Source organism: Candidatus Nitrospira salsa, assembly GCF_965152625.1.
Genome location: NZ_CBCUCO010000002.1, coordinates 1,414,089 through 1,436,723, shown reverse-complemented (window position 1 = coordinate 1,436,723; position 22,635 = coordinate 1,414,089). Strand labels below are relative to the sequence as shown.

18 protein-coding genes and 2 pseudogenes are annotated in these 22,635 nt (G+C 47.3%); 12 read left to right on the top strand and 8 right to left on the bottom strand.

The window, feature by feature from the left end; translation table 11 throughout:
• Positions 1 to 29 precede the first annotated feature (29 nt).
• From ACWQXP_RS08395 to ACWQXP_RS08385, 3 genes and pseudogenes are all read left to right on the top strand, one after another.
• Positions 30 to 1,141 (top strand): annotated as a pseudogene (locus ACWQXP_RS08395) (hypothetical protein).
• Positions 1,142 to 1,261: 120 nt separating this feature from the next.
• Complete coding sequence (locus ACWQXP_RS08390; protein ID WP_454062372.1) at positions 1,262 to 3,013, top strand: thiamine pyrophosphate-dependent enzyme; 1,752 nt, start codon at positions 1,262 to 1,264, stop codon at positions 3,011 to 3,013.
• An 18-nt stretch (positions 3,014 to 3,031) separates the two neighbouring features.
• Positions 3,032 to 3,790, top strand: a pseudogene (locus tag ACWQXP_RS08385) (enolase C-terminal domain-like protein).
• A gap of 117 nt (positions 3,791 to 3,907) precedes the next feature.
• On the opposite strand, the gene ACWQXP_RS08380 reads toward ACWQXP_RS08385, so the two are convergent.
• Positions 3,908 to 4,513 (bottom strand): DedA family protein, encoded by a 606-nt coding sequence (locus ACWQXP_RS08380; protein ID WP_454062371.1) that lies wholly within the window; start codon positions 4,511 to 4,513, stop codon positions 3,908 to 3,910.
• 187 nt (positions 4,514 to 4,700) lie between these two features.
• A complete protein-coding gene (locus ACWQXP_RS08375; protein ID WP_454062370.1) occupies positions 4,701 to 5,042 on the bottom strand; it encodes a hypothetical protein in 342 nt (113 codons plus the stop codon).
• Between the two features lie 697 nt (positions 5,043 to 5,739).
• On the opposite strand from ACWQXP_RS08375, the gene ACWQXP_RS08370 reads away from it, so the two are divergent.
• From ACWQXP_RS08370 to ACWQXP_RS08345, 6 genes are all read left to right on the top strand, one after another.
• On the top strand, positions 5,740 to 5,919 hold the full coding sequence (locus ACWQXP_RS08370) for a DUF1328 domain-containing protein (RefSeq protein WP_454062369.1): 180 nt from the start codon (positions 5,740 to 5,742) through the stop codon (positions 5,917 to 5,919).
• Between the two features lie 80 nt (positions 5,920 to 5,999).
• Positions 6,000 to 6,581 (top strand): chemotaxis protein CheB, encoded by a 582-nt coding sequence (locus tag ACWQXP_RS08365; protein WP_454062368.1) that lies wholly within the window; start codon positions 6,000 to 6,002, stop codon positions 6,579 to 6,581.
• 133 nt (positions 6,582 to 6,714) lie between these two features.
• On the top strand, positions 6,715 to 7,893 hold the full coding sequence (locus tag ACWQXP_RS08360; protein ID WP_454062367.1) for a baeRF7 domain-containing protein: 1,179 nt from the start codon (positions 6,715 to 6,717) through the stop codon (positions 7,891 to 7,893).
• A 224-nt stretch (positions 7,894 to 8,117) separates the two neighbouring features.
• Positions 8,118 to 8,471 carry a rhodanese-like domain-containing protein gene (locus tag ACWQXP_RS08355; protein ID WP_454062366.1) on the top strand — a complete coding sequence of 118 codons (354 nt, stop codon included), beginning with the start codon at positions 8,118 to 8,120 and terminating at the stop codon, positions 8,469 to 8,471.
• Positions 8,472 to 8,612: 141 nt separating this feature from the next.
• Positions 8,613 to 9,188, top strand: coding sequence for an HPF/RaiA family ribosome-associated protein (locus tag ACWQXP_RS08350; protein WP_454062365.1), 576 nt, complete (start codon positions 8,613 to 8,615; stop codon positions 9,186 to 9,188).
• Between the two features lie 70 nt (positions 9,189 to 9,258).
• Positions 9,259 to 9,999, top strand: a complete 741-nt coding sequence (locus ACWQXP_RS08345; RefSeq protein WP_454062364.1) for a DUF72 domain-containing protein — start codon at positions 9,259 to 9,261, stop codon at positions 9,997 to 9,999.
• 19 nt (positions 10,000 to 10,018) lie between these two features.
• Here the strand turns inward: ACWQXP_RS08345 and ACWQXP_RS08340 are convergent, their stop codons facing one another.
• The 3 genes from ACWQXP_RS08340 to ACWQXP_RS08330 all read right to left on the bottom strand — a co-directional run bounded on the left by ACWQXP_RS08340 (position 10,019) and on the right by ACWQXP_RS08330 (position 13,132).
• The gene (locus ACWQXP_RS08340; RefSeq protein WP_454062363.1) at positions 10,019 to 10,432 is read right to left on the bottom strand and encodes a VOC family protein; all 414 of its coding nucleotides are present in this window, start codon (positions 10,430 to 10,432) and stop codon (positions 10,019 to 10,021) included.
• A gap of 68 nt (positions 10,433 to 10,500) precedes the next feature.
• Positions 10,501 to 12,231, bottom strand: coding sequence for a hypothetical protein (locus tag ACWQXP_RS08335; protein WP_454062362.1), 1,731 nt, complete (start codon positions 12,229 to 12,231; stop codon positions 10,501 to 10,503).
• 121 nt (positions 12,232 to 12,352) lie between these two features.
• Entirely contained in the window at positions 12,353 to 13,132 is a 780-nt protein-coding gene (locus ACWQXP_RS08330) for an SRPBCC family protein (RefSeq protein ID WP_454062361.1), read from the bottom strand.
• 383 nt (positions 13,133 to 13,515) lie between these two features.
• On the opposite strand from ACWQXP_RS08330, the gene ACWQXP_RS08325 reads away from it, so the two are divergent.
• From ACWQXP_RS08325 to ACWQXP_RS08315, 3 genes are all read left to right on the top strand, one after another.
• Positions 13,516 to 13,875, top strand: coding sequence for a 2-oxo acid dehydrogenase subunit E2 (locus ACWQXP_RS08325; RefSeq protein ID WP_454062360.1), 360 nt, complete (start codon positions 13,516 to 13,518; stop codon positions 13,873 to 13,875).
• Positions 13,876 to 13,897: 22 nt separating this feature from the next.
• On the top strand, positions 13,898 to 14,860 hold the full coding sequence (locus ACWQXP_RS08320; RefSeq protein ID WP_454062359.1) for a bifunctional enoyl-CoA hydratase/phosphate acetyltransferase: 963 nt from the start codon (positions 13,898 to 13,900) through the stop codon (positions 14,858 to 14,860).
• 280 nt (positions 14,861 to 15,140) lie between these two features.
• Entirely contained in the window at positions 15,141 to 16,172 is a 1,032-nt protein-coding gene (locus ACWQXP_RS08315) for a sodium:calcium antiporter (RefSeq protein ID WP_454062358.1), read from the top strand.
• Positions 16,173 to 16,483: 311 nt separating this feature from the next.
• Here the strand turns inward: ACWQXP_RS08315 and ACWQXP_RS08310 are convergent, their stop codons facing one another.
• The 3 genes from ACWQXP_RS08310 to ACWQXP_RS08300 all read right to left on the bottom strand — a co-directional run bounded on the left by ACWQXP_RS08310 (position 16,484) and on the right by ACWQXP_RS08300 (position 22,360).
• Entirely contained in the window at positions 16,484 to 17,029 is a 546-nt protein-coding gene (locus ACWQXP_RS08310) for a Spy/CpxP family protein refolding chaperone (protein ID WP_454062357.1), read from the bottom strand.
• A 566-nt stretch (positions 17,030 to 17,595) separates the two neighbouring features.
• The gene (locus ACWQXP_RS08305; RefSeq protein WP_454062356.1) at positions 17,596 to 19,263 is read right to left on the bottom strand and encodes a response regulator; all 1,668 of its coding nucleotides are present in this window, start codon (positions 19,261 to 19,263) and stop codon (positions 17,596 to 17,598) included.
• Between the two features lie 88 nt (positions 19,264 to 19,351).
• Positions 19,352 to 22,360 (bottom strand): CheR family methyltransferase, encoded by a 3,009-nt coding sequence (locus ACWQXP_RS08300; RefSeq protein ID WP_454062355.1) that lies wholly within the window; start codon positions 22,358 to 22,360, stop codon positions 19,352 to 19,354.
• Positions 22,361 to 22,635: the final 275 nt, after the last annotated feature.

Genomic DNA, 22,635 nt, shown 5'->3' with positions numbered 1-22,635 from the left:
CAAGAACACAAGACTCGCAGTTCCGGCTCATGATGGATACATGGTGCTTTAAATTTTACCATTGGAATCGAAATGATCAACCTCGTCGAGAAGCGCTCTGCACGGTAGGTAACGGATATTTTGCGACACGTGATGCTGCTGAAGAATCTTTTCCTGGTGAATGTCATTACCCCGGCACCTATCTAGCTGGCCACTACAATCAATTAGCCAGTGTGATTGCTCATCATGAGGTGATACACGAAGATATGGTGAATTGGCCGAACTGGTTAAGTTTAACATTTAGCATTGATGGTGACGTATGGTTTGATTTGCAAAACGTCCACATAATGCATTATCAGCAAGTCCTTGATATGCACGCGGGAGTATTAACACGACACATCGTCTTGCGCATGCAATCAACCTTCATCTGGGAATATTGCATTGGACATTTACAGCAGAAAATTGGTCTGGCCGACTCGATGTCCGCGCGGCACTGGATGGAGGTGTGAACAATCAAGACTTAATTCAAAATTGTGAAACAACAGCAAAGCATTTTCGTACGTTTGAAACCGGAGTCACACCATCCCACCAGCTGTACCTGCTCGTGGAAAGCCAGCAGTCACATCTCCGTATGGCACAGATTCCCGACCTCTCAATAGGAAATTCTTCAATTTCACACACCCACATCAAACGGAAGCCCGATTGGATCGAAACACAGGCAACAGTCAATATCAATTGTCAGCAAGAGATCACTGTTCAAAAAACAGTCGCTATCTTCACGACAAAGGACCGTGCGATAAGTAACCCTCTGCACGCAGCCATGGAAAGCCTGTCTAATGTCGGATCATTCCAGCAGCTTCTTGATTCCCATACTCAAGGCTGGAAACACTATTGGGATATAGGAGATATTGAAATTCAAGCCACTCCAAAAGCCCAACAGATTTTTCGTCTTCATCTCTTTCATCTTACCGCCTATGGTTCTCAGCCCTCACCACCCTCTCAATACAGAAATCATCATCCTGATCCATCGATCGCCTTTTATAAGGGAATCGCACATTCCCACTCCCTACGACAAGGGTTTGTTCTAGTTCCATTTTATGGCCATCGACCGCATACTTTCCCAGCGCACAGCCTCATCCCACATTTTCAACATGGATCGTAACCATGCGAGCAAAGAACATGGATGACGATCGGTAGTGAAGGAAGCCGATTGATTGACTCTTGAACAGCATCTTGACGAAGCGAGCAATGACTCACCCTTCATAAACGAGAGGACCACACAATGAAGAAAACAGCATCTGACGTCTTAATTGAACGACTCATCAATTGGGGCGTGAACGTCGTCTTTGGGCTTCCTGGCGACGGAATTAATGGCATCATGGAAGCCTTACGGACTCATCAAGACCAGATTCGGTTTATTCATGTGCGTCATGAGGAAGCCGCTGCCTTCATGGCCTGCGGCTATGCTAAATATACAGGTAAGCTCGGTGTTTGCCTGGCGACTTCGGGTCCGGGTGGGCTGCATTTTGCTTGTCCACTCTACGATGCCAAACTCGATGGGGCGCCGGTCCTCGCTTTGACTGGTCACCATTTCAGCGACTTGATCAATACACATTCTCAGCAGGATGTTGATCTGACGAGAGTCTACGAAGATGTCACCGTCTATAATGCCCGCATCATGAGTGCCGCTCATGTTGAGCATATTGTCGATATTGCCTGTCGTACCGCACTCAGCTATCGCGGTGTCGCTCACCTGACCTTTCCGGTTGACCTGCAAGATCAAGAATCCGAGACCGGTCGAACGCCGCGAAACATTCCCCAACATTCCTCCCACGCAATTGCGCATGGCGCCAAACTCCCCGATGAACAAGAACTTCATCGTGCAGCAGACGTGCTCAATGCAGGAAAACGCATAGCCATTTTAGCCGGTGCCGGCGCGCTCCAAGCCACAGATGAACTTGAACAGGTTGCCGAAATATTAGGCGCACCAATTATCAAAGCCTTGTTGGGAAAAGCTTGTGTGCCGGACGACAGTCCTTACACGACAGGAGGGATCGGACTGCTTGGAACCCTTCCTTCTCAAGAAGCATTGGAAGATTGCGATACGCTGCTCCTCGTCGGCACGTCTTTCCCGTATATGGAATACTATCCGAAACCCGGACGAGCTCGAGCCGTCCAAATTGACCTCGATCCAGCACGAATTGGTCTTCGGTATCCCGTGGAAGTCGGCTTGGTTGCCGACAGTCAGCAAACATTGCGGGCGCTCTCATCACACCTCAAACCTAATAAAAATCGGAATTTCTTGAAGCAAGCGCAGCAGAGCATGGAAGAATGGTGGGAGTTAATGGAACAGCGAGGAACCATGACCGACAAACCGATGAAACCACAAGTCGTGGCCTGGGAACTGGGGAAACGCTTATCGGACACGGCCATCGTGGCGTGCAACTCTGGTACTATTACAACCTGGTGGGCACGTCAGATTAAGGTCAAACGCGGCCAGATGCACACCGTCTCTGGCACGTTGGCAACCATGGCCTGCGGCATGCCGTACGCCATGGCGGCACAAATCGCCTATCCGGACCGACAGTGCGTCGCGTTTGTGGGAGATGGCGGTTTTTCCATGCTGATGGCTGAATTTTCGACAGCAGTCAAATATCGACTCCCGATCAAAGTCATCGTGATTAAAAATAATACGTTAGGACAGATTAAATGGGAACAGATGGTGTTCTTGGGAAATCCCGAATACGGTTGCGAGCTGGAGCCAATAGATTTTGCCGCTGTTGCCAGAGCGTGCGGCGGGACAGGATTTACGATTGAGGATCCCGCAGATTGCGGACCTATATTGGATCAAGCGCTCGCCACGCCTGGCCCGGTCCTGGTTGACGCGATAGTCGATCCGTTTACGCCGCCATATCCGGCTAAAATCAAGCTCAAGCAAGCCATGCATTTTGCCGAATCGCTGGCTCGCGGAGAACCCAATCGCATGAAAATTGCCTTAACATCATTATCCGATAAAGTCCGCGAAATGATCTAAAATAACAATATCAATCTCATGCGGAGCATCCCAACTCTTTCATGTCCAGTGCGACGGGTCGACGTTTCGGCATATACGGTCCCGACAGAGTACCCAGAATCGGATGGCACGTTGGCTTGGAAGGCAACCACATTAGTCTTGGTGGAAGTTTCCGCTGCGGGTCATACGGGAGTTGGATATACCTACGCGGACCTCGCGACAGCAATTCTTGTCAAAACAACTTTGGCGGAGGTAATCCAGGGGCGCGATGTATTCAGTATTCCGGAAAGTTGGGAAGTCATGCGCCGCGCGGTTCGGAACATGGGAAAACCCGGCATTGCCTCGATGGCGATGGCAGCGGTGGATTCGGCCTTATGGGATTTAAAAGCGCAAGTGCTCGATCTTCCCGTCGTAACATTGCTCGGTGCTGCACGGGAAGGTATTCCGGTATACGGGAGTGGAGGCTTTACTTCCTATACTGTCTCGCAAGTGCAACGACAACTTGCAGAATGGGCCGACCAACAGGTGTCCAGTGTCAAAATGAAAGTCGGACGATCTCCCGACGATGATCGAGACCGGGTACGGGCGGCCCGAGAGGCTATCGGTCATGAGACCGAGCTATTTGTCGATGCGAACGGCGCGTATTCTCGGTAACAGGCCCTGGCCTTTGCCGAGAAATTTTTTGAAGAATCTCAAGTCTGCTGGTTCGAGGAACCAGTGTCGTCAGACGACCTGCAAGGCTTACGAATCATCAGAGAACGGGCACCAGCTCATATGGATATTGCCGCTGGCGAATGATGTGGAAAGCCCGAAAGGCAAGATATTCATGAATCATCAATGGATAATGCTTTGCATAACGTAGGCTCAAACCGTTTTAGCCTCTGTTACGTTCATTCTAGGACTTTCCTTCGATTTTCAATCCATATTGGGAAAATATTTTTTATATGTCCACCACGCGAATCCCACTAGAAATAACGCTGCAACAAAATACGAAAGCGGTTGCATATATTGACTGACCTGCTCATAATGTTTTCCCAACCAGCGACCTGTATAGGCAAGGAATGTTGTCCATATTCCCGCCCCGCCAGCTGTCAAGAGAAGGAACGTTCCCATTGGCATATGACATGACCCCGCCGGGACCGATATCAGAGATCGGACTCCTGGCACCAGACGACCAAAAAAGACGGCCTTACGTCCATGACGTTGGAACCATGCACTGGCGTAATCAATATCGGCAGATGTCATCAACAGCCATCGACCATACCGGTCGGTCAGGTGTTTCAAGTACGTTTCATCAAAATGATGGCCCAGATAATAAAGTGGCAACGCCCCTAACACTGAGCCCAGTGTTCCTGCCAGCACCACCCCGATGAAGGTGAGTTCTTGGGTTGTCGTTAAAAAGCCTCCCAACGGCATAATGACTTCAGATGGGATGGGCGGAAACACATTCTCCAGAAACATCAACATGGTTAAGCCAGTATAGCCTAATCCGTTGACCAAAGTTTTTGCCCAGTCGACCATATACTATGTTGGATCGAACATTGTAGATAAGTGCATCTTCTTGTCAGCGTTTCAGGGAGAATTTAAACGCTTGCTGGGGCATGGAATGTCCCGTAGCAGCATTTGAAGATTGCCTGAACATATAAGGCTCTGTTTCTTGCTGGGGTTTGTTTCACATATATATCTGGTGGTAAAGAACATCAATCGGTTAACGCCTCAACCCTCCTGTTAATGGTTGGATCGAGGTGGTAATTCCTTCTGGTGTCACGTGGACTTCAACTTGATCTCCCACTCCAAAGTTCTTGGCTGATTCCTCTGTTTGTCCTGGCATACGAACCCGGACTTCTTCGCCGTTCTGTTTTTTGATCACTAAGGTATGTTTTTCAACTTCTAGAATTTCACCTTCGATCGTACCCGCGGCAATGGAAGCTGGATCAAAATCTGTCTCCTCGCCATACACAGTGACTCCAATGAGGGAAATCGACATAATCACCAGACTCGATGCAAAAGAGCGTAAAAAGAATTGAAAGTCCTTGCTATTTTTTTTCATAAAATGACCTTTCCTAGTGAACACCGTGAATAAAAAGATGACTTTTTCTCTAACCTGATACTCAGCCTTGAAAAGCCGAGCTCTGCCACATTGTTCTATCTCATTGTTTGTGAACGTCTAGCCCCAGTGAACACGGATTGAAACCTGCGTGTAACAAACCAACATTTTCTATGTAGGGAATAGTGTAGCTGTATGAAATACCATGGCAACTGCTATAAACCCTTGATTCGCCAGTGCAAATGCCTAGTCGCCTCTCCCCTTTTCAGGAGTACCCTAGGTGCATCATGTGAGGTTTGAGCGCGATAGGACCTCATCGGCGGGCGATATATTGCCACACTCCAGGGTTCTCTCTAGTATTAACCCGTCAGTTTTTACGATTAAAATGTTTAAAGGAGTACAGGAAATGTTTCAGCGCTCTCGGGCATGTCGCAATAAGATGCTGAATGGTGCAAGACGTTTGATCATGTCTTTTTGATGCTTGACCTATCCTGCAGATCTGTTGGAAGAGCTGATGAGAAAATGACGGGCAGGATGTTCAGCATTTACCATCTACGAATGCTGAGTGCAAACTATTCCGTCGGTACGTACTAGAGGGGGTTGTCAATGTGTTTTCCTCGCCGGAACTATTCGGAGCCTACTGTGATAGTGTTTCCTAATCCGTTCGGTTTCTTGTTTTTCACCGACCAAAGGAGGATATATGCTTTTCTTAAAGTGGGCTGCCATCTTTTTTGTGATCGCGCTGATTGCTGGAGTGTTCGGCTTCTCAGGAGTTGCCGCGGGCGCAGCAGATATTGCAGAAGTCTTGTTTTATATTTTTCTAGCCATTTGTGCCATCTTATTACTGATCGGAGTGGTGGCCGTTAAAAAACTGACATGAACGCAAGGCAGATGATGTATTCGTCAATGTTGTCGGAAGGTCACACAACATCTGCTGCCATTGTTCAAACATGGTGAGCAATGAAACGGGATATTATTGTGATTGGCGCATCTGCGGGTGGCGTTGAGACCCTTTCTTATTTATTTAGTCAACTCCACGCTCCATTGGGGGCAGCGATTGCGGTTGTTCTTCATCGTCATCCATTCGCGAGCGTGAACTTGGCCACGGTGCTCGGTCGCCATACTTCCTTAGAAATAATTGAGGCCACAGATAACATGTCCTTCCAAAACGATCGAATTCATCTTGCTCCACGTGATCATCATCTCTTATTAGACACACAGCATATTTTGAGACTTGATCACGGACCGAAGCAGCATTTTACAAGGCCCTCAATAGACGCACTATTTATAAGTGCAGCCAGGCACTATCGTCATCGAGTCATTGGACTGGTCATGACTGGAGGAGGAAAAGATGGCACAGCCGGGTTAAATGCAATCAAAGAACATCATGGCATCACCTTGGCCCAAGATCCAGATGAAGCTCCAAAACCCTCAATGCCAAGACATGCCGTCTTTTTTGACCATGTCGAACGAATCGTTCGAGTTAACGAAATACCAACGGCGCTTGCCGAGTTTACAAACGGACAAGGTGAAGCACATTGAACCAACAGTTCAATTCCTAAGTTGGTACGACCGGCCAACATGCGGCTAATTGCTCATGATCATTCGACAAGTCCTCTCGGCCACTGTTCGCTGCATGTTTCCATAAGCGACGATTGAGAAGAAAGGATAATTCATGGATCAGAAAACAGTTCAAAAAACCGAGTTGATTATTTCTCGAGCCACGATTCAGGCGATCCTGGAAGTCCAGGAAGGTTTCTGTATCACGATTTATCTCCCCACTCATCAAGCCGGACCAGACACTGAACAAAATCCTATTCGTTTACAAAATCTTCTTCGTGATGCTGAAAGTCAATTAAGGAGTCGTGGTCTTCGAAAACCAGAAGCAGCTGCGCTACTTGAACCCGGGCGTAAGCTGGTACAGGACCAGGAATTTTGGGAACATCAACACGCTGGCTTGGCGTTATTCTTATCGGATACAGCATTCCAATTCTATTGTCTTCCATTATCGTTTGAAGAGAGAGTGTCTGTCGGAGAACGATTTTATTGTAAACCGCTTCTCCCCCTCTTGAGCGGCGATGGCTTGTTTTATGTATTAGCCTTGAGCCAACAGACGCGACATCTCTACGAATGTAGTCGTTATAGCGTGCGGGAGTTAGTTCTTGAAGGAATCCCTCATAATCTGAAGCAGACTTTGCCAAATGAAGACCATGAAGAACAATTACAATTTCATACAGGTGCTCCGAACGCAGACAATAGACGTGCGGCCATGTTTCATGGACAGGGAGCTGGCGATAATGACACAACAGAACGAATTGTTCAATATTTTCAGCAGGTGGAAGCCGGCGTTTTTGAAGTCCTGAAAGATCAACATGCTCCGTTGCTCCTTGCGGCTGTCGACCATTACCACTATCTTTTTCACGAGATCAACCGTTATCCCCATCTCATGAAAGAAGGCATAACAAAAAATGCTGAAGAACTTTCTCCGGATGAGATTCAGGAACAAGCCTGGCCTCTCGTTCACCCTCTGTTTGAGCAAGCCATTATTGCTGCCAAAGCTCGATATCAGGATCTGGTTGGCACGGGACAAACCTCCAATCAGATATCGGATATTGCGCTTGCGGCTGTGCATGGACGGCTCGATGTCCTATTTGTTATAGCATCCGCGGAAGAGTGGGGTGTTGTGGACCTCGTTCATAATACGGTAGAGATTTCTCAGAACAAAAAAGCTGAAAGTCAAGAATTGCTGGATTTTTCAGCGATTCATACTTTAACTAAGGGCGGCAGCATCTATGCGTTGAGTCAAGAGGACATGCCCAAAGACTGCACCGCCGCGGCCATTTTCCGATATTGAATACACTGAATCGTCGTATTCGATTTAGCCAGTTAGCGAAAAATGGATCGACTTGAACCGCGGGCAGAAAAAGGACGACCTCAGCAGGCGTTGGATTGTGTATAACTGATAACTGTGGGCATGTATGATTTACACACCATCACTCTAAGGTTACGCATAGAAAACAACACGCGTATAGAGGCAAAGATTTTTTCGCATGTTTATACCAAAAGGAGGGATTAAAGATGCAAGCCATTTCACGAGCACAACTCTATAACAAAATGCTGCAAAATGATTCGATGACCGTGGTTGAGGTACTTAGTCCTGAATCATACAAAGAATTTCATCTTCCGGGTGCTGTGAATGTTCCAATGAATGAAAGCTTTGAAGATCACATTCAACAAATGGTTTCGAATAAAGGTGAGGAAGTTGTTGTGTATTGTCAAAACACCGAATGCACGGCCTCACCAGAGGCGGCCGAGAAAATGAATCAGCTTGGTTATCAGCACGTCTATGATTATGAAGCTGGAAAAGAAGACTGGGGTGCTGCTGGCCTCCCTCTCGAAAGATCCGTATCGCATGAAATGGCACCTCAGTAGGTCAATGCTGTAGTTGCATCTTGCAGTTTGATGAGCAATCCATGATTGACTCCCATTCATTGCGTAGTGTTTTGCGAACGTTGAACCTGCGCTTTCCGGATAAGAATCAAAAAACAACAATGTATCGTCAAGGAGGGGGTAATGGAAATTCCGCTAGAGATCACGTATCGGAATGTGGAGAAAACGGAGGCATTAGAGACGTTGCTTCGAAACAAGGTTGTGTCCCTTGAAAAAGTCTGTCAGCATCTTAGTAGTTGTAGAATTGCCCTGGAAAAAGCGCAACATGAACATGCCGGGAATCCCTATCGTGTTCGTATCGACATGACTGTTCCGCCAGGCCATGAGTTGGTTGTGACTCGAAATCCTGGGGAGGGGCGGTATTCGGAATTACCACCCATTATCCGAAGTGCATTTGAGGCAGCCAAACGGCAGTTAAAAAAACTTGTTGATCGTCAACGGCAACATGTCAAATCACACCCAGAACAAGATCTGGTGGGGTTCGTGAGCAAGCTCTTTCCAGAAGAAGGCTATGGGTTTTTGACGAATACGGAAGGCAGCGAAATATATTTTCATAAAAACAGTGTGCTGCAAGAGGATTTCGATCGATTGGAAATTGGAACTGGGGTACGATTTGTCGAAGAAATAGGTCATAAAGGCCTCCAGGCCAGCACGATTCAGTTGGTTGACAAACCTGGAGTGCGTGTAGGGAAATCATGAAACATTTCAATGTGACACGATATGCCTGTCCCAAGAAAAACATTCTCATGATCTGTGCACATTACACAGCATGAGCCGAGGCAAAATCTACATTGGAACGTCAGGCTGGTCCTATGACGATTGGATAGGAAATTTTTATCCAGATGATCTAAAGAAAGACCAGGTGTTACCTTTTTATGCGAACCTATTTGATACCGTGGAAGTCAATAATAGTTTTTACCATCTTCCAGACAAGAACACGGTCAAACGCTGGTGTGCGCTAACGCCAAAAAACTTTATCTTCTCCTGTAAGGCTAGTCGTTTTATTACCCACATGAAAAAACTCAAAGACCCGAAAGAAGGATTGAGACATTTATTTGACTCAATAAACTTTTTCGGAAACAAACTTGGTCCTATTTTATTCCAGTTGCCGGGCAACTGGCGCTTCGATAAACAGCGGCTTAAGATGTTCTTGGATACCCTGCCTCCTGAGTATCGCTACACATTTGAATTCCGCGATCCACGTTGGCTGTGCCAGGCAGTGTATGACCTGTTGGCTCAGCATAATTGTGCCTTGTGTGTGTATGATTATAAAGGCTATCGTTCTCCGGATACTGTGACGACCGATTTTGTGTATCTCCGGCTCCATGGACCACACCCGACGCCGTATACCGGCACCTATGACGGCCGCACTCTGTCAGGCTATGCGAAAAAAATCAAACGATGGGCCGATGAAGGAAAGACGATCTACTGCTACTTTGATAATGATCAGAAATCCTGTGCGCCTCACGATGCACAAAAGCTAAGAAACAGCTTAAAGGTTCTTCGGTAAGGCCGAACAACAAACATGGTCATTCTGACAACGTTTGGATTGTGTTTCGTCTTTGGTTTTCGGACTTTGGCACTCGAGTCAGTAATTCGAGTAAATGGCCACCCAAATCACGAAAATATACGCCTCGTCCCTCGTTCCAGTGATTCAATTGATGATTGTCCGTATTCCAAGGGTCACTTCCATAGGGGATTTGTAACTCTTTAATTCGCTTGAAAATTTCGTCAAACTTTTCGTCGCTGACGTGGAATGCATAGTGGTGAGAATCAAAGGACTCGTCGTCTTCAAAATCTAGCGTCAGCGTCTCATTCACGTACACCGGAGCAAAGTGTCCGGTTGGACCGTCATACGGTAATCCAAAAACTTGTGCAAAAAAACGGGCTGATGCGTTTTTATCATGTGCAGGTACAATAGTGTGATTTAGTGTGATAGCCATGACTCAGTATCCCCCTGTATCACGATGTTGTGCTGACAGATTGGCCGAAATATAGATCGTATGACTCCTTAATGGAGAGTATTTATTTCATACTGCTTTGCTTCTTGCAAGTCTGCTAGTAACGCATCAGCGTGACTCCACTGACGAAGCAATTCGGTGTAGAAGTGAGTCGCCTCATCGCTCTTTCTGTTCTTCACGGCGGCGCGTGCTAATCCTAATAACGTACTCGCACGGTTTGGATGTCTTTTCAAGGAAATCGAAAATTGTTCCGCCGCATTCTTGGGTTGGTCTGCATGCAACGATATTTCACCGAACAATTCAAATGTTGGTTTGCTGACTGAAGGTGGTCCTGATGGTGGTGGCATTGTTTCCGACAGCCTGGTCGCCTTCTGCATGAGTGTGATGGCCTTGTTAAACTCATAAGCCTGAATGTCGAGGACCGCCTCAATTTCTAATATTCGAATCTGGATGTACTTTGCCTCTTGAACGATGAAGGGCTCGGGGCTATCAGCGAGTTGTTCACGAATGTGGTCTAACTTCGCGAGACTCTCGTTCGCCCCGACGGAATCTGTCATCGCGGCAGCCATGCCACGAGTGTAGAGGATCGGAATTTGAGCAGCCGCCGCATACGCATTGAATGAGGCAGGCATGTCCATCCTCGCCACCTCAATTTCTGTCTGACCTTCTTGTAAGTATGACTCAACGGCTCCCCAGTTTTTCGTTTGCAACGCAAAATCGGAAATCATCCTGGCATGCGTCAATAACCCAAAGCTAAAATCTCTCGGATTATCCTTTGAAAAATGCGCAAGGCTTTGATGCATCACCATGACCAATTCTTCAGCTTGTTGATAACGGCCTTGCTGCAGATACACATACATCAGCCAATGCAGAGTATGGTAATCCCTCTTGCTGAGTGAAAGATTTCGTTGTTGTACCCACTGATTTGAAGCAGTCCATGCTGCCTCGTTCGAGGCGGCAGCTTGCGGCCACATACCAAGCTGCAAGAAAATATGCGATGGCATGTGCAGGGCGTGGGGCGCGTCTGGAGCAATCTTGGCATAACGTTCCGCCGCATCTAACGCCAAATGGGCATGGTGAGGATCGTCATACGCGTGAATGATATAGTGTGCCGCACCTGGATGATTCGGGTGGTCTTGATACACACGTGATGCGATGTCCGCGGCGTGTAGCCGAGTGTTTTCAGCATCTGAATGTCCGGTTTTGACGGTGCCAAGAAGAGCGAGTGCGTAAAACAGCGCCGCTTCTGAATCAGATGGATAATCTCGAGAAATGTTCTCCATGACGTCAGCATAGGCACGGTCACGCGTAGGCTTGTCGCCTTTTCCATACAAGATCTCTATGGCGTGCAGCCAGGCACGTTCACGCGGTGTGATGTGTGGCAGGTTCTCGATTTTCGCAATCACATTGCGTGCTGCTTCGGTCTCTTGCGGATCGTTCCACACCGGGTGGTTATGCGTCATCGCCTCTCCCCAATAGCCCATCATGAAATCAGGTTCCAGACGTGTTGCAGCACGAAATTCATCGAGCGCTACGGGGTACCAAAAGGAATGCAGGGCGGCGACGCCCCGTAAAAAATGCCATTGAGCCTCACGTGAACGGGCTGAGGTTGGAAAGTTAACCGTACCTAATTGCTCCTGTGGCGATGCGTTCTGTTGGAGCGCTTCCCTCTGCTCCGTTTGTGGTGTCGAAGTGCATGCGACTAATGTCGTCATCACAACGGCGAAGAAGAGAACAGTCAGTCTGCCCGAATATCGCTTGATCATCAGTACCCGTCCCATGTATCACTCTCTGATAGATTGTTTAGATTCTGACGTGCACCTCTTACATGCTCCCGTTTCACATCACTCCAGCAATAAGGATCATTTCAGAGTCATCACGACACGATGAATGGACATCGCCTTAGGGTTGCTCGTTCAATACTGGCGCTTCCATGCGTTCTTTAAAGTGCTGCAAATCTTCGACAATCTTGGCTTTTGGATCTTGCCCCAATACCTTGAGAATGGTTGATCCGAGCCGCCCTGCAGGAGGGACGTATTGAAGCGTGACGGTTACCTGAGTCTGATTTCCATCCGGCATCGTCTCAAACACGACTGATCCGGCATGATCGATATCCGAGTCTTGCAGCGTACTCCAGCCAATTCGTTTATTGGGCACTTCATTAATAATTTTGGCGTCCCATTCGATTGTGGGACCACCAGATACCGTTTCGATCATCCAATGGGAGAGGTGCTCATTGATTACGTTTACTGAATGTATATGCGTCAGAATCGACGGGAGGTTTTCAATATTACGCCAAAATTGATACAGATCAACTGCTGGACGTTGAATGAGAATTGATTCTTGAATTTTAATGGCTTGCTCTGTATTCACTTTTCGACGGCCCAATAGATTCGTGTTTGATTGCTGTCCATGATTCATGTCAGAGGAACAGTCAACAGAGCAATACCTTTTCACTCCTTCGAAGAACAACACCGCTCCCACGCCCGAAAAGATATTCCCCATACCCGATCGTCGCATGGCTGGAAGATAACTGGATATAAACATGCCACCGCCGAGCAGACAGGAAGCCACACTTCGTATTTCTTCCCTTTCCTGGTACTCAGTACTGGCCTGTTCTTCCGTCCAATCTAAATCTTGAGTGTAGGGATGATAGGGTTTTCTTCCACTCCATATTGTCATTGTCATTCTCTCCTTTCACAAAGCAAATATTGTGTGTCTGGCCACTTCTCGATAAAGATGTAAAAGTGATTTTTTACGCATGTGTAAGAGAAAGCTTACGTAAAAAATTATACACCGCTGATCTTAATCGATTCCATGACTCGTTGAATACTATGAACAACCCTAGCACAGAGAAAATGTATCCAGACGATGGCGATGATAGTTTTCAGCACAATCAGCAAACACTGAGTGTTCCGCAGGTACAATCCTCAATCTTCAAGGTTCGATTGACTTTTCTTTCACTCCAGGGTTCTCTTCAGGTTTCAGGACCATTGATTATTGTTAGGTTTAATGGTGATTGAGCGTACATGGCGTATCGTGCAGGCTCGTGAGGTTTGCACGCGATGTTCAAAGCGAACGAGCGAGATGGTTTTGGATTCCGTGAGGTGCCCTGTTTTCGACGGCAATCTATGACAAAGAAACCATACGACATCGTGATTATCAGCGGTGACCCTGGCCGTGGAACCACCTTTACGCCGATTATCAATTATCCGGAAGTGGCGATTCTTGGGCTGGGGCGTGCCCGCTTGCAACCGGTGGTGTGTGGCACGATGGAACACCCACAGATGGACCCACGTTTCATTCTTCCGAATTCTTTTGCCTTTGACCACCGAGTCAATGACGGCGCCGACGCGGCGCGATTCGTACACACGTCATCACCACCATTACAGACCCCGAAGCATTTACATTGGCCATTTAAGTGAGGCAGGAAGGAAGAAGGCTCTCATGAACGTCTCGACAAAGACGAAAACCGACAATACGGCTAAGCCAGGGGGGCAATGTCACAGGTTGATTGATCTGGCTAAACATGTATCACCCATTCGCACGGCCGTCGTTTGGCCTGTGGATGTTCTTTCCTTACGTGGGGCGGTCGAAGCCGCACACGAGAAACTTATTGATCCCATCTTAATCGGCGACGAACAGGCCATTCGGAACGTGGCGGCAGAGCATGGCATTGATCTGAGGGAATACGAATTATATGACGCGTCGACCAGCACGATTGCTGCGAATGCGGCGGTGGAGTTGGCTCGTACGGGAAAAGTCGCATCGCTCATGAAGGGAGCCCTTCAGACAGAAACGCTTCTCCGCGCCTTGATCGACGCAGACAAAGAATTGGTCGACGAAAGACGAATGAGTCATGTTTTTGTGATGAATGTCCCGTCGTATCCGAAGCCGCTATTCGTGACTGATGCCGCGATTAACATATATCCGGACCTGGATGATAAACGTGATATCGTCCAGAATGCCATTGACATGGCCCGAGCACTGGACATTGAGACCCCCAAGGTGGCAATTCTGTCTGCTATCGAGACGGTGTCATCTAAGATCCGTTCGACGGTTGAGGCAGCAGCCCTATGTAAAATGGCCGAGCGTGGTCAGATTACCGGCGGTATACTTGACGGACCATTGGCCATTGACAACGCAGTTTCGGAAGAGGCCGCTCAGGTGAAAGGGATTACTTCCTCTGTCGCAGGGAATGCCGATATCTTGGTCGCGCCTGATTTAGAAGCCGGGAATATCCTCGCCAAGCAACTCGAATATCTGGGTGGAAGCTGCGCCGCCGGCATTGTGTTAGGCGCTCGTGTGCCTCTCATTCTGACGAGCCGGGCAGATGAATCGCCTGCCCGTATAGCCTCTTGCGCGTTAGCCGCTTTACTTGTTGAGCATGCGAAACGCGAAGCGTCTTAAGGACCATGTGGAATGGGACGATTGATCTTGTGAAGACTCATGTGGCGATCCTTCCATCGCCCTATTTTTAACGGTACGAAACTGATAACGTCCGATCTCTCCGTGTCCGACTCCATGACGGCCTTTCCTATCCAGGCATCAAACAAATCTACATGAGACTCAAGGCTTGGAGGAATAGACCCATGGTGAGGATCAAGACGTAAGACAAAACATCTATTGCTCCTGTCACCTCAAAATACTCCTGATCCAGTTGTTTCGCACAGCAGGGAACAATAAATAGATGATACAACCGCAAAACTGGTCATTTTCTCTCAGTCTCCTGCTTTTTCTGATTTCGACATCCATCATCGGGGTGGTCGGATGGCAGCTCACGAGACTCGTCGATCGGTTGGCGGCTCGAACTGGCCTTGGCGAAGCGGTATCAGGTGCGATCTTTCTCGGTGTCAGTACGTCATTACCGGGAATTGTCACCTCTGTTACAACTGCCTTTGGAGGACATGCAGAATTTGCCGTCAGTCATGCGTTGGGTGGTATTGCAATACAAACCGCCTTTCTTGCCGTGGCTGACATGACGTACCGCCGTGCGAACCTTGAGCATGCAGCAGCGTCACCTGTCAATTTGATGAACGGCGTGCTTCTGATCACCATGCTCTCATTGATTCTGCTTACGATCGTTGGACCAGAATTTAGCGTATGGGGTACGCATCCTGCCACCGCACTCATCGTCGCGGTCTATCTGTTTGGTCTACGGCTCGTTCAGCATTCACACACAGATCCCCTCTGGAAGCCTAAGCTCACATTTGAGACGAAAGTTGACATACCGGAAGCAGACAGCCTGCAGGAAAATTTACTAAGGTTATCCTTTCTGTTTACAGCTTGCGCTCTCATCGTGGGGTGCGCTGGCTGGATTTTGGCACGAGCCGCCATTTCTCTTGTGAATCATACCGGTCTCTCGGAAACCATCGCAGGGGGCCTCTTCACGACGGTCAGCACGTCATTGCCTGAGTTGGTGACGGCCATAGCGGCCGTGCGAAGTGGCGCACTCACTTTGGCGGTGGGTGGAATCATCGGAGGCAATACCTTCGATGTCCTTCTCGTGGCAATCTCTGATGTTGCCTATCAAGAGGGGTCCATTTATCATGCTATAACAGACAAACAAATCTACTTGATGGCCTTAGCCATCCTGATGAACAGCATCCTTCTACTCGGTCTTCTGCGGCGAGAAGAACACGGCATTGCGAACATTGGATTTGAAAGTATGTTGATTTTGCTTGCGTATGTTGGTGGGATGACACTGCTCTTTCTTACCTGAACAGCATGGCCTCACGATGATGAGAGCGTTGTCACGACATTGCTCCATGGGCGTCTAGTGAAGGTCATTTGTGCATCAAAGCCTAGATTGAAGCTTGCGGACACGCGCACAGGTATTATCTTACGTGAATCCCACTCTTGCATGATAACGCGATCTGTTCATGGCACCTGAATTCCAATGCGGTACCAGAGCGTCTTCATATAAGAAATAGTCACAACCACTGGGTTACGCATATTCCTGCAACTATTCGATCCTTGAGAGGTTAGGTCGATTGATGCGGAACAATGACAGATACCCTTGCGCTCTTACGCTTAATGATGAGGTGATTCTTCCATGCCTTCCATACGTTCTCGGAGAATTGATCGAAACTGCTCGTATTGATCCTTTGTTAATACTTCTTTTAGCTGCAAAAGCGAATCTATGCGCGCCATCGTCAAATCAGATTTAATCTGACCAATCGCTTGGGATTTGTCTTCCAACGCGGACCGATCTGGTTCTTCGTTTTCCAAAATTCGAGCGAGATCGACCTCAAGAGCCCGAATATCGGCATTATGTGAGATAACCATTTTGCGATAGTCGGTTTCCATTTGGTGCAGGGTTTCTTTCTGGTCATCATCGAGACCCAGTTCTTCTTCAAGAGCAGGAGAAAATTTTCCATGATGAAAACTTTCATGATGCTTTGAGTCGTTTGGATAACTCGACATGTCTCCGTGTCCGGTTGAAGAGGTATTCTTATAGTGGGACGAAGAATCCGAGCCATGCGAACAGGCCGAAACCAACAGACATATTGCCAGAATATAAGAATGCACGCAGCGACCATTGAGCCAGGTTAATTGTTGACGAGACTTCAGTGACATGGTGTTTCTCCTCCATTAATAACTCTCAAACGTTATCGGTACCTTTTTGATCTTGATCAATCTCGTGCTTCATTTTTCTGGTCTGTCTGTTGATTTTGAGGATACTTCTTGAATGCTCGCGTGTCTCATTCCCAACAGGTAATGGCTCAGCTTAGCACGCTTATGGTCAAAACAGGAGCTGATTTTGATGTCACGATTTTGGGTGTTTAACAATTTTCCATTTAATTCATAGAGATCAAAATATCCGGAGATGGTCCAACAGGAAAATCGGCGCACAAAAACCACCCGACTAGCATCCCTAATAAAAAAATTAAACCTGTCCTCGACCATTCCCACAGCATAAATATTTTCTTTGTTCAGTGATATTCGCCAAGGTTAGGTTACTACTCAATCTTCGACTGAAATACTCGTGTTTTTTACACCAGCGTTTTTGTACATTATCAACCAAATAACCTATTCAACAACTGAATAAAACCCTAGCATGAAAAAAATGTTCAGATGATTTAATGAGACGATCGTGAATCCAAATACGTTCCAACCAGGGCGGGGAGAGGCTCAGGATACGCCTAGGCGGAATCAACGGTTTGAAGAATGGTGTTAAGCAAATTGTCCACAGGACCGCTTTTGGTTAACAAGTTACTCGCGCCCGCCGCTTTCATCGATTCACGGACCTGTGATTCATCCTGCATTGACAGTCCGATCACACTGATGGATGGCCATGCTTGCTTAATACGGCGAGTGGCTTCGATTCCGTTCATCACGGGCATATTGACATCCATCACCACGACCTTTGGTTGAAACTGTCTGGCTTGTTCGATGGCTTCTTGTCCGTTTCCTGCCACTGCGACGACCTCCAACAGATGATGGCTTTCAATTAACGTCCGCAGGCCTTCCCGCACCATAGCATGATCATCGACTAACAGCACGCGAATGAGGCTTTCTTTCCGCCTCGTTGATTGAGGAGGATGAGGCTCTATCTCCCCGATGTCGTCAGATTTACGATCTGGCCTCTGTTTCGTTGCGAGCGGAAGAGCCAGGGTTGCCGTGCACCCGAGTCCGGAAGCTGACTTCAGTTCGAGTCGACCCCACATACCTTCCAACCGTTCTTGAATGCTAAACAACCCGAAATGTTCGGGTGCCGATGTATGGGAAGGATCAAGGATGGCAAGGTCAAAGCCAGAGCCTTGATCGCACACCGTCACGATCAGTTCCTGGTCTGTCGTCACGTGAACTTCAATACTTGCCTGATCGGTATTGGCATGTTTGACAACATTCAATAACAGTTCTCGCACCGCGTGATACATCAATACGGATTCATTTTCATCCAATTGAAAATCATGGTCTAAAATCAGAACATCCACGTGTAAATCATATTGCCTCATTTGGTCGGCCAACCATTGGAGCGCCTTGCACAACCCGAATTCGTACAGCATGATCGGACTCAACTGCGCAATCAAATTTCGAGTATATTCGAGTGACTGATGAAGAATTTCATCAATTTCGTTGAGTAATGGCAGCATGAGGTCTGACGAAGAGTCTTTCGCTTTGGTAAGTTTAATTCGACTGGCCACCAGCATTTGGGCCAAATAATCGTGCAACTCCACACAGAGTTGGCGCCGCTCGCGTTTTTCTGAGAGTGTTACCTGGGAGGCCAACGACCGGAGTTGCTCTTGATAACGAAGCAGTGTCTTTGTTCGGTTCAAGACGCGCTGTTCCAACTCCTCTTTCAGCGTTGTGAGCTTCAGTTCTGCCTCTTTGGTTTTCGAAATCTCTGTCACAATGATACGAGCCTGAGAAATGTGCGGGTTGCATTCAATGACCTTGCTGTCAAGTCGGCACCACACTGCCTGTTCCGGAGATCGATGCAGTTGCAGTTCGCACGATTCCGTCTGATTTGTGGCGAAGGTCTTCTTGATATGTTGTATAAACATCGGCCGAAAGTTCGGCTCGACAAATACGAGCATATTGTGATCAAGAATGTTATTACGAGAACAGTTGAGAAGGATGCCGGAAGTCAGATTGGCATCTCGTACGAAATGTTCCGAATCCACACTGAGATAGCCCACTGGTGCAAACTCGTAGAGATCCAAATATTTGGCTTGAGAATCTTGAAGTGCTGACTGAGTCCGTTGCAGTTCTTCATTTTGCATTTCGAGCTCGATCTGATGAATTTGCAGATCTTCCACCAACGAATGAAGATCATCCTTCGAAACATGTTTAGATTTCTGTGGCATCGAGTGCCACATTTGTTCTGCCCGGTGTCGCAGGGAGGTATTTGATTCCTGATTGGTCTGTTTAGACTTTTTGGCCATGATCCGTGACTCACGTACTGGAATATTTCATATCGATTGGACGATGGATCGTCGAAAACCCTGTGACCGTCCCGTGACGATCCCGAATAGACGAGATCGTGATCAAGACGGAGATCCGTTTGCCATCTTTTCTTTTTCGTATACTTTCAAATGGTCGGATGGATTCACCTTGTCGCACTTGCTTGCGAATGCGGTCCATTTCTTCTTTGTGTTCATCTGGAATAATGATATCGATATTATGGTTATACACTTCTCGGTGGGAGTAGCCATATATTTTATAGGCTGCGGTATTCCAGCCAATAATGGTCCCCTCGATTGTATAGCCAATGAATCCATCCTCTGAGGATTCAATGATCGCCAGCAATTGATTGTTCATTTCTTGTTGCTGTTTCAAATCCTTTATATCGATAAAAATGATGACCACACCTTCAATCTTATCGTCGGTCGTGCGATACGGAAATATCCGCATGGTATAGAGACCGTTCTCGGTGGTAGAAACTTCTTTTTCTTTGTTCGTCAGCGTGTGGAGAACCTCGGCTGCATCTTGGGTCAGCCCATTCGAGGTTAGTTTGGACACGAGGTCTTCAATGGGTCGTCCTATATCGCTGGGAATGATTTTAATAATGTTGGTGATGGGGGTGGTATAGAGTTTAATGCGTAATTGTTTGTCCAAAAATACCGTCGCAATTTCTGTATTATTCATGATATTTTTCAGATCGTCATTGGCTTGTGACAATTCTTCGATTTTCCCTTGATATTCAAGGTTTACAGTATGAAGTTCTTCGTTTAGCGACTGCATTTCTTCTTTGGACGTCTCTAATTCTTCATTCGTGCTTTGCAATTCTTCGTTAATCGACTGTCCCTCTTCATTGGCAGATTTCAGTTCCTCATTGGACGTTTCGAGTTCCTCGATCGTCTGTTGCAAATGGCGTTGTGTGTTTTCTAACTCCTGATCTATCCCGGACGGATCACGTTTGGATTTTTGGACGGAGCGATGAGCACGAGTCGATTCAACGGTATGTCGAGACTCTTTCTCTTGCTGATCGCCTCGTTCAAAAATGACGAGAAAGAGTCCACGGAGAATGGCTGGATGAGACAGTGGCCTCACTGAGACGTGAATGCGTTGCCGTTCTCCATTCGTCTTTATCCATACGTGTTCATGAATCGGTGTGTTAGTTTTGGCTGCTTTCTGCACATTCTCACTTAACACCTGACGAAGCCCTTCGCGTGCCATTCGAAAGAGGTTTTGCGGGATATGGCCTGGACCCGAGGACGGTTCCAAAAATAACCCTGTTCTTCCATGTATGAACACCACATTCCCATGCTCATGAATAACCGCGGCTGGAGGAGCAAAGGTACTTGCGAGAAGTTGATGAATCGCTTGGGGGATATCATTGGGATCACTTGGAATCGATTCATCTTTATTTCGATCTTCACGAGTGTCAACCACGATTTCCCCTGGTGAAGGAGCCGACTGAGTATAGAGGACATTACCCAGGTTTCGATAGATTCTCCATCTTTTTTCGATCGGCACAAACTGTTCGGTCACTTTTCCAAGCGTTTCAGATGGGCCGAGAAATAGAAGCCCTCCCTGTTTGAGCGCATACCGAAAGGTATGAAGCAGACGTTCTTGAGGTTTTGATTCTAGATAAATGAGGAAGTTCCGACAGCATAAGAAGTCTAATTGACTAAACGGTGGATCCGCTATGGCGTTTTGAGGCGCAAAGGTCACCATATCCCGAATCTCCTTCTGTATTCGGTAGTGATGGTTCTCTTTGATAAAGAATTGTTTCAAACGCTCTGGACTAATATCCGAGACGATGCTTTCTGCGTATATCCCGGTGCGCGCCGTCGATATGCTGTTCTCATCGAGATCTGTTGAGAAAATTTTGACATCCAGATTTTTCTGTAGTGTTGATAAGCATTCATGAATCACGATTGCCAGTGAATACGCTTCCTCCCCCGTTGAGCACCCGACAACCCATACGCGAATGGAATTCTGATGAGACTTGGCGGAGAGGTACTCACGTATGGTTTGCGCTAACGCGTTCCATGCAAGAGCGTCTCGAAAGAACGTGGTTACGCCAATGAGCATTTCTTTGGCCAAAATCTTGCTTTCTTGAGGTTGCTCTTGTAACAGACGGTTATACGCATTGATGTCTGTCAGATGGTGCATTCCCATGCGACGTTCGATGCGGCGACGCATGGTATTGAATTTATATCCGGAAAAATCATATTTGGTTTGTTCGCGCAAAAGAACGAGGGTTTTTCTTATAGGACTTTCTAACTCCGTCGTTGATGAAGTTGATGAAGATGGTCGGTGTTTTAAATATTGAAACACCTTATCGGGAATGTGCTGGACTGGAAGGACACAATCTACTAATCCTGTCGAAAGGGCGCTTTGCGGCATTCCGCTCTGTTTGGCCGAGCCGGGTTCTTGCGCCATAGTCATGCCGCCTTCGCTTTTGATCATTTTTACTCCGAGTGTGCCGTCAGACCCTGTCCCAGACAGCACGATGCCAATCGCTTTCTCTGCCTGATCTTCGGCTAGCGAACGGAAAAAATGATCAATAGGGAGACGGAGGCCGGTTTTAGGGAGTTCCGTCAGATATAAGGACCCCTGGTAAATAGCAAGAAAATGACCCGGAGGTGAGACATAGACGGTATTCGGCTTGACGTTCATGGCATCTTCTGCTTGAAGAACGGTCAAGGAGGTGACTCTGCTTAACAGATCGGGCAAAAAGCTCATGCGGTCCGGCATCTGATGGGTAATCACAACAAATGCTAGATTCATGTTTTCCGTCATCGCCTGAAAAAATATTTTTAGTGCCTCTAAGCCGCCGGCTGATGCACCGATGGCAATTATGGCACGCACCGTTTCCGTCTGGCTTTTCTTTTGGTGATGTTGTGGCTGTTCAGAAGAGGCTGATGTGGTCGCAGAGGTGGAGGGTCGTCGCCTCTTATTCTGAGAGGTGTTGGCAGAAGATTTCTTTGGCGGCTGTGTGCGTTTTTTGGCCATGAGGCCCCATCACTAGACAAAAGAAAACGGAAAAAGAGATAGAAATCTTTTAAACAAAGAACGAAAGTCTCGTTGAATGTTTAAGCAGCTGATTCTATCAGAACGATGAAGCCTATAACTATGTTTCGCATCTGATTTTTATGCGCCCCAACTTCAGATGATAACTTTTTCATAGTCTTTTAATCCATTGAACAGCCTTTCTTCAGCATGTCTGTGTTCTCCAAGCTAGGCTTCTCAATGTCTTTCACTCCTTCGGTGTCTCGTCACATGTTATG

Excerpts from the sequence above, each read along its gene's own strand:
- ACWQXP_RS08320 (WP_454062359.1), top strand. The coding sequence starts at position 13,898 with ATGAACGTCTCGACAAAGACGAAAACCGACAATACGGCTAAGCCAGGG.
- ACWQXP_RS08380 (WP_454062371.1), bottom strand. The coding sequence starts at position 4,513 with ATGGTCGACTGGGCAAAAACTTTGGTCAACGGATTAGGCTATACTGGC.
- ACWQXP_RS08335 (WP_454062362.1), bottom strand. The coding sequence starts at position 12,231 with ATGGGACGGGTACTGATGATCAAGCGATATTCGGGCAGACTGACTGTT.
- ACWQXP_RS08375 (WP_454062370.1), bottom strand. The coding sequence starts at position 5,042 with ATGAAAAAAAATAGCAAGGACTTTCAATTCTTTTTACGCTCTTTTGCA.
- ACWQXP_RS08310 (WP_454062357.1), bottom strand. The coding sequence starts at position 17,029 with ATGTCACTGAAGTCTCGTCAACAATTAACCTGGCTCAATGGTCGCTGC.
- ACWQXP_RS08345 (WP_454062364.1), top strand. The coding sequence starts at position 9,259 with ATGAGCCGAGGCAAAATCTACATTGGAACGTCAGGCTGGTCCTATGAC.
- ACWQXP_RS08370 (WP_454062369.1), top strand. The coding sequence starts at position 5,740 with ATGCTTTTCTTAAAGTGGGCTGCCATCTTTTTTGTGATCGCGCTGATT.
- ACWQXP_RS08330 (WP_454062361.1), bottom strand. The coding sequence starts at position 13,132 with ATGACAATATGGAGTGGAAGAAAACCCTATCATCCCTACACTCAAGAT.
- ACWQXP_RS08350 (WP_454062365.1), top strand. The coding sequence starts at position 8,613 with ATGGAAATTCCGCTAGAGATCACGTATCGGAATGTGGAGAAAACGGAG.
- ACWQXP_RS08300 (WP_454062355.1), bottom strand. The coding sequence starts at position 22,360 with ATGGCCAAAAAACGCACACAGCCGCCAAAGAAATCTTCTGCCAACACC.
- ACWQXP_RS08365 (WP_454062368.1), top strand. The coding sequence starts at position 6,000 with ATGAAACGGGATATTATTGTGATTGGCGCATCTGCGGGTGGCGTTGAG.
- ACWQXP_RS08325 (WP_454062360.1), top strand. The coding sequence starts at position 13,516 with ATGTTCAAAGCGAACGAGCGAGATGGTTTTGGATTCCGTGAGGTGCCC.
- ACWQXP_RS08390 (WP_454062372.1), top strand. The coding sequence starts at position 1,262 with ATGAAGAAAACAGCATCTGACGTCTTAATTGAACGACTCATCAATTGG.
- ACWQXP_RS08355 (WP_454062366.1), top strand. The coding sequence starts at position 8,118 with ATGCAAGCCATTTCACGAGCACAACTCTATAACAAAATGCTGCAAAAT.
- ACWQXP_RS08340 (WP_454062363.1), bottom strand. The coding sequence starts at position 10,432 with ATGGCTATCACACTAAATCACACTATTGTACCTGCACATGATAAAAAC.
- ACWQXP_RS08315 (WP_454062358.1), top strand. The coding sequence starts at position 15,141 with ATGATACAACCGCAAAACTGGTCATTTTCTCTCAGTCTCCTGCTTTTT.
- ACWQXP_RS08305 (WP_454062356.1), bottom strand. The coding sequence starts at position 19,263 with ATGCCACAGAAATCTAAACATGTTTCGAAGGATGATCTTCATTCGTTG.
- ACWQXP_RS08360 (WP_454062367.1), top strand. The coding sequence starts at position 6,715 with ATGGATCAGAAAACAGTTCAAAAAACCGAGTTGATTATTTCTCGAGCC.